6 protein-coding genes are annotated in these 6,683 nt (G+C 72.0%); 2 read left to right on the top strand and 4 right to left on the bottom strand.

Annotated elements, in window-relative coordinates:
• Positions 1-132 precede the first annotated feature (132 nt).
• Together WA805_RS06070 and WA805_RS06075 are read right to left on the bottom strand one after the other, a co-directional pair.
• Positions 133-1,725, bottom strand: a complete 1,593-nt coding sequence (locus WA805_RS06070; RefSeq protein ID WP_424564728.1) for an MFS transporter — start codon at positions 1,723-1,725, stop codon at positions 133-135.
• Between the two features lie 115 nt (positions 1,726-1,840).
• The gene (locus tag WA805_RS06075; protein WP_424560493.1) at positions 1,841-3,625 is read right to left on the bottom strand and encodes a serine hydrolase domain-containing protein; all 1,785 of its coding nucleotides are present in this window, start codon (positions 3,623-3,625) and stop codon (positions 1,841-1,843) included.
• Between the two features lie 88 nt (positions 3,626-3,713).
• Between WA805_RS06075 and panB the strand changes: the two genes are divergently transcribed.
• Complete coding sequence (gene panB / locus WA805_RS06080) at positions 3,714-4,550, top strand: 3-methyl-2-oxobutanoate hydroxymethyltransferase (RefSeq protein WP_422281904.1); 837 nt, start codon at positions 3,714-3,716, stop codon at positions 4,548-4,550.
• 16 nt (positions 4,551-4,566) lie between these two features.
• Here panB and WA805_RS06085 read toward each other — a convergent pair whose 3' ends face one another.
• The gene (locus WA805_RS06085) at positions 4,567-5,553 is read right to left on the bottom strand and encodes a TIGR03557 family F420-dependent LLM class oxidoreductase (RefSeq protein WP_425241847.1); all 987 of its coding nucleotides are present in this window, start codon (positions 5,551-5,553) and stop codon (positions 4,567-4,569) included.
• Positions 5,554-5,747: 194 nt separating this feature from the next.
• On the opposite strand from WA805_RS06085, the gene WA805_RS06090 reads away from it, so the two are divergent.
• Positions 5,748-6,335 (top strand): hypothetical protein, encoded by a 588-nt coding sequence (locus WA805_RS06090; RefSeq protein WP_422274685.1) that lies wholly within the window; start codon positions 5,748-5,750, stop codon positions 6,333-6,335.
• A 22-nt stretch (positions 6,336-6,357) separates the two neighbouring features.
• Here WA805_RS06090 and WA805_RS06095 read toward each other — a convergent pair.
• On the bottom strand, positions 6,358-6,683 hold a 326-nt coding region (locus WA805_RS06095), incomplete at its 5' end, for a heavy metal-binding domain-containing protein (RefSeq protein ID WP_425241848.1).

Genomic DNA, 6,683 nt, shown 5'->3' on the forward strand with positions numbered 1-6,683 from the left:
GCCCAGGGCGCCGCGCGGCGCTGGTCCCGGCGTCGGCCGCGGCATCCTGGGCGGTCACTGTCGCACTGATCTCTGCGGCACTGGCCACCACGTCGGCGTGGTCAGCTTGCGTGCGCATCGCTTGTTACCTCTTTACCTTTCGGACAGCTCGCGTTCGGACGCGAGCTCCCGCTCGGCCGCCGCCACTTCCGCGGCGACCAGTTCTTCGATGTTAGGCCGCTGACGGCCCGGCATCCAGCGCATCACCACGAGCCCGCCCAGCACGGCGATGCCGGCCGCGACCAGCGTGGTGATCCGCATCGCGTCGACGAACGCGACGTTCGCCGGGTCGAGCAGGAACTGGCCCGCGTGGCCGAGGTGCCCGGCCACCGCCTGGGTGGCGGTGATGGACTGGCCGGCGGTGTCCCGCGCGCCCGCCGGCAGCTTGGCCAGCGTCGGGGACAACGTGCCGCGGTAGGACTGGGCGAGGATCGAGCCGAGCACGGCGACGCCGAGCGCCACCGCGATCTGCCGCGCGGTGTTGGTCAGCGCGGACCCCGCGCCGGCCCGCTCCCTGGGCAGCACGTCCATGACTGCGGCGGTCGCGGCCGGCACCGCCAGCCCGACGCCCGCGCCCTGGATGCCGAACAGCACGGCGAGGATCCAGATCGGCGAGGCGGTGCCAAGCGTCGCGTAGCCGGCGATCGCCACCGCGGTGAGCGCCATCCCGCCGACGCCGACGGCCCGCGCGCCGTACCTGGTGACCAGGCTGGCGCTGCGCGGCGCGGCGATGAACTGGCCGACCGCGAACGGGACGGTCAGCAGGCCGGCGGCCAGCGGGCTGTAACCGCGGACGTTCTGCAGGTAGAAGCTGGTGAAGAAGTACACGCCGCCGAAGCCGAAGAACAGCAGCGAGATCACCCCGACGGAGGCCGACAGCCGCCGGTCGCGGAACAGCCGGACGTCCAGCGAGGGGTGGTCGATGCGGCTCTCGTACCAGGCGAACAGGCCGAGCACGAGCAGGCCGCCGAGGGCCGGCCCGAGGACGCCGGCGCTGGTCCAGGACGCGCCGTCACCGCCCTGCACGATCCCGTACACCAGCAGCACCAGGCCCGCGATGGAGCCGAGCACGCCGACGAAGTCGATCTTGCCGGGGGCGGGGTTGCGCGACTCGGGGACGAGGAAGAACACGGCCGCCGCGCCGAGCACGGTCACCGGGACGTTGATCAGGAAGACCGAGCCCCACCAGAAGTGGGCGAGCAGCAGGCCGCCGAGCACCGGGCCGATGGCCACGCCGATGCCGACCGCGGAGGCCCAGATGCCGATGGCACGCGCCCGCTCCCGCGGCTCGAAGACGTTGGAGATGATGGACAGGGTCTGCGGCATGACCGCGGCGCCGCCAAGACCCATCGCCGCGCGGGCCGCGATGAGCTGATCTGGTGAGTGCGAGTAGGCGGAGAGCAGCGAGCCGATGCCGAACAGCACGAGCCCCGCGATGAGCATGCGCTTACGGCCGATCCGGTCGCCGAGCACGCCGAACGTGAACAGCAGCCCGGCGAACACGAGGGTGTAGGAGTTGATCGCCCATTCGAGTTCGCTCTGGCTGGCGCCAAGGCCCCCGACCGGGTTCGCGATCGTCTTCAGCGCCACGTTCAGCACGGTGTTGTCGATGACGATCGCGAGCAGTCCGACCACGAGCACGCTGAGGATGACCCAGCGCCTGCGTTGAATCGTCGATGCGTCCATGGGTCCCTTCAAGGACATTGGAAAGCTTGGCGGCGGGCAGAGCGCCCGCGCTATCGATACGGAACAGGTCCGTATCGGAATCTATTCCACATCCTTTGGGGGACTTTCAGGTCTTTTACAACGCCACGTCGGCCTGGCGAATTTCGCCGGTGCCGGGGTTGACGAGCAGGGACAGCACGACCGTGGCGTGCTCGCCGGCCAGCTCAACACTGACCGAGGCGGCGCCGTCACCGGCCCGGTACGCGCCGGTCCGGCACGTGCCCGCCCAGGCGGCGGCCATGAGCAGGCGGCGGCGCAGCAGCCCTTCATCCGTGCCTGGCGCCACCCTCATGCCGCCTGGCCACTGCGCGGCGCCGGTGTTCAGCCAGGTGACGACGTCCGTCAGGACGGTCGCGAGGACCGAGTCGCTGGCGGGCGGGACGGCGAGGGCCAGCGACTGGACGCGCGGCGGCCGCTCCGGGTTGAGCAGGATCTGCGCCTGCACGGTGCCCCGCGGCCCGGTCAGCCACCACCGGCGGTGCGCCGGGGTGTCCGACTCCGGCGCCCTGGTGTCGTCGGCGCGGAAGTCACCGATCCGCTGCCTGATCAGCTCAAGGGCGCGCCGTCGTTCCTGGTACGGGGCGTCGAGCGCGACGTTCTCGCTGAACAGCGCGTCCGCGGCCGCGTCGTCCCAGTTCGCCAGGAGCCGGCTGACCTCGCTCGCGGCCGCCAGCGTCTCCGGCCAGGGCGCCCCAGCCGGCGGCACGGGTGTGGCGGACGGCGCGGACGGCGAGTCGGGGTCCGCGGGGGACAGCGCCACGTGATAGGAGGCGGGCCGCGGCAGCAGGGCTTCGAGGACCAGGCCGGCCAGCACCGACATCGGCGCGTACGTGCCGTTGCCCAGCGCGATCACGCCGAGCCCGGTGGCCGGATGCCAGCGCATGTTGCTGCCGAACCCCGGGTAGCCGCCGCTGTGGCTGACCACCCGGCCCAGCACCGGATCCTCGTCCACGAACAGCCCGAACCCGTAGTACGCCGGCGACCCTGGCGGTCCGCCAGGGAGCCGGTCCGGCGAGCGCCAGCCGGTTACCGCCTGCGGCTGCTGCATCTCCCGCCGCGACGCCCTGCGCAGCGGGTGCGTCCCGTCGGCGTCGGAGCCGCCGCCTGGCGGGAACGCCGCCGCGAAGCCGGCCACCCACCGCGCCAGGTCGCTGACCGAGGAGAACACCCCGCCCATCGGCGCGAACGCGCCGTACGGGTCGAACGGCAGCTCCGCCCAGCCCGCGGGGCCGCGCCGGTAGCCGGTCGCCAGCTCGCCGGGGTCGAAGCCGGCCGCGTCATATCCGGTGCGGGCCATGCCGAGCGGCGCGAGCAGCCTGGTCGCGACGAAGCCGGCGTACTCCGCCTGCGCCGCCGCCGCGACGATCCTGCCGAGGATCGCGTAGCCCAGGTTGGAGTACTCGAACCGGGTGCCGGGCGCCCAGTTGAACCGCACCCCGCCGGCCAGCAGCGCGCCGAACGCGTCGAGCGGCAGTCCCTGCTGCCGGTCGCCCCACGGGTCGTCGGTCGGGAACCCGGCGGTCATCGTCAGCAGGTGCCTGATCGTCACCCGGTCGGAGTCCGGCGTCACCGACGGCCAGCCGGCCAGCTCGGGCACGTACTTCTCGGCCGGGTCGTCGAGCGCCAGCCGCCCCTCGTCGCGCAGCAGCAGGACGGCCGACGCGGTGAAGCTCTTCGACATCGACGCGATCCGGAACACCGTGTCCGCGTCCGGCGCCGGCCTGCCGTCGCCGCGCGCGCCGAACCCGGCGGAGTGCACCAGGACGCCGCCGGAGACGACGCCATAGGAGATCGCGGGCTGGGCGCCGCGGTCAAAGTAGTGGCTGACGATGGCATCGACTGCGGCGAAGTCACTGCGCACCCGTTCAGTCTCGCACGCCTCTGACGTACGATTATCGACGTGTCCGGGTACGCCGCTGGGGCGACTCGAGACAGTGGAGGATGCGACCATGCCGTCTCAAGAGTCTGAGCCGCTGTACGGCGGCCGCCGTCCGGGCCGGGTCACGGTCAGGGACATCGCCGCCGCCAAGACGCGCGGCGAGAAATGGCCGATGCTCACCGCCTACGACGCGCTGACCGCGGGAATCTTCGACGAGGCCGGAATCCCGGTGCTCCTGGTCGGGGATTCCGCCGGGAACGTGGTGTTCGGCTACGACACAACGATCCCGGTCACCATCGACGATCTCATCCCGCTGACCGCCGCCGTGGTGCGCGGGACGAAGCGGTCGATGGTGGTGGCGGACCTGCCGTTCGGCTCCTACCAGGCGTCACCGGCCGCCGCGCTGCAGGCCTCCGTCCGGTTCATGAAGGAGGCGGGCGCGCACGCCGTGAAGCTGGAGGGCGGCATGCGGGTCGCGCATCACGTGGAGGAGCTCGTCGGTGCCGGCATCCCTGTGATGGGGCACCTCGGGCTCACCCCGCAGTCCGTGCACGCGTTCGGCGGGTTCCGGGTGCAGGGCCGCGGCGAGGCCGGCGACCGGCTGCTGCACGACGCGAAGGCCCTGGAGGCGGCCGGCGCGTTCGCCGTGGTGCTCGAGGGCATCCCGTCACCGCTCGGCGCGCGGATCACCGAGGCGCTGCACGTCCCGACGATCGGCATCGGCGCCGGCCCGGACTGCGACGCGCAGGTCCTGGTCTGGCAGGACATGGCCGGGCTGTCGCCGCGCTCCCCCAAGTTCGCCAAGCGGTACGCGGACATCGCCGCGGTGCTGCGCACCGCGGCGAGCGAGTTCGCCGCCGACGTCGCCTCCGGCGCTTTCCCGACGGAGGAGTACTCCTACCGCTAGCGCGCGCCCCCGGCGGTCAGCGAGTCGCCGCCGCGCGCAGCTGCGGCAGGACCTCCTTGCCGATCATCTCGATCGCGCCCATCGGGTCGAGGGACATCACCTGGATGGAGACGATGTCCGCGCCGACCTCCGTGACCAGGGGGTGGTAGGACTCGATGAGACCGGCCGCGTCAGGGACGACGGCGTAGCTGGCGAGCACCTCGGCGGGGTCCATCTCGTCCGCCCTGATCCGCAGCTCGGCGGGGTCGGTCGCCTCGAGGCGGCCGGGGGCGCGCAGGCCGCGCATGGACGACAGCGCCTCCCACGCCTCGGACGGGCCGTCCGCGAGGACGGTCCAGTGGGTGGCGAGCACCTGGTGCTGCCTGCCCGATTCGCTGGCGGCGCGCCGGTACGGCGTGATGACCTTGGCCAGCGTGTCCGCGGGGTCCTTGACGCTGGTGATCAGGCCGTCCGCGTAGGTGCCGGCGAACTGCGCCGACTTGGGGCCGCCCGCGGCCATCAGGATGGGGACGTCGCTGGCCGGCGGCGAGTAGAGCTTCGCAGTCTCGGTCGTGTAGTGCTCGCCGTGGAAGGTCACCTTCTCGCCGGCGAGCAGCCGGTGCATGATCTCCAGCGCTTCCTGCATGCGCGCCTGGCGCTCCGCGTACCCGGGGAACGGGAAGCCCAGCGGCCGCTCGTTCAGCGCCTCGCCGGTGCCGACGCCGAGCAGCAGCCGGCCGCCGGACAGCCGGTCGGTCGTCGCGGCCATCTGCGCGACGAGCGCGGGATGGTAGTGGAACAGCGGGCAGGTAACCGAGGTGCCCAGCTGGACGTTCGTCGTCTGCGCCGCCACCGCGCCGAGCCAGGACCAGACGAACCCGGCCGCGGACGTGTCGTCCACCCAGGGGTGGAAGTGGTCGCTGCCCAGCACCACGTCGAAGCCGGCCTGCTCGGCGGCCACGGCCTGCTTCACCAGGTCTTCGGGCTGGTAGGACTCGTGACTGCACAGCCAGGCGAACTTCATGTACGGCCTCCTCGATGATCTGTCGTTTCCGATCCTCTCATTCCGTGGGGTCGCTGGGTCGAGGGGTGTATCCGCGCGCGAGTCGGCACCCGGGGCGGGCGCCGAACACGCGCGGCTACACCCCAGCGCCCCCCGCTTCTCCAGTCATAGGGCAGAGGCGTGCGAATCACGGCGCGGGCGTGCATGCTTGGTACGTGGATGCGGATCAGGTGGCTACGCTGCGTGCGTTGCTTGCCGAGTCGCCGTGGCTGGAGCAGGCGCGGGCGTTCGGGCGGGCGCTTAGGCGCTCGCCTCGGTCGGCGGGAGGGCTGCTCGTGGTGGGGACGCCTACCTATGAGCCGTGGCATGTCACCGCGCATCTGGACGATGAGGCGCGGCTGGCCGGGATCCCTGAGTTGACGCCTACGCTGGTGCGGTGGGCGCCGCCCGCCGGGGCGCCGCCCCACCTGTCCGTGGGGCTGGCCCGGTTGGAGGCGGCGCAGCGCGGCGAGACGTTGTTCGTGGTCGCGGACGATAGCGCTCCGGTGCCGCTGCTGGAGAGAGTGAATGACGCAAGGCGGGTGGGCGCCACCATTCTGGCGCTCGATGAAGGCGACCCCGAGCTGGACGCGCTGGCCCACGAGGCCTTGGCGGTTCCGGAGTCGTTGTCGTTCGATGCCGGGCAGCACCTGGTTTCTGCCGCCGCGGGAGAGCGTGACCCGGGGGCAGGCGCAACGCGCAGGCAAAGCCTGCGCGAGCGCTTGGCCCGCCTACTCGATACGGTGAGCGGCCCCAACGTCTAGGCGAGGAGTGGGGCGACGAAGGTTAAGAGTCGAGCGAGAGCACCATCGTCGGGCGTTCGATGATGTGGTTGTCGCGCAGCGGCCGGACGGCCGTGCCGATCGCGAAGAATTCTGTTGTGTGCGAGCCCCACGTGTGGCTGTGCTGCCGCAGCTGGACGCCGACGATGCCCTCGGCGTGCAGCGCCTCGGCTTCGGCCTGCATGCGGGACATGGCCAGCTCACGCGCGTCGTACAGCGCCTGGGTGAACTGCTCGATCTCGACGTTGCGCCCGATGTTGCCGATCTTGGCGCCCATCCGCTGGTGCGCGATGTGGTACACGCACGAGCCCATCACCATGCCCAGCGGCG

This window comes from Trebonia sp., assembly GCF_049794275.1.
Classification (GTDB): Bacteria; Actinomycetota; Actinomycetes; order Streptosporangiales; family Streptosporangiaceae; genus Trebonia.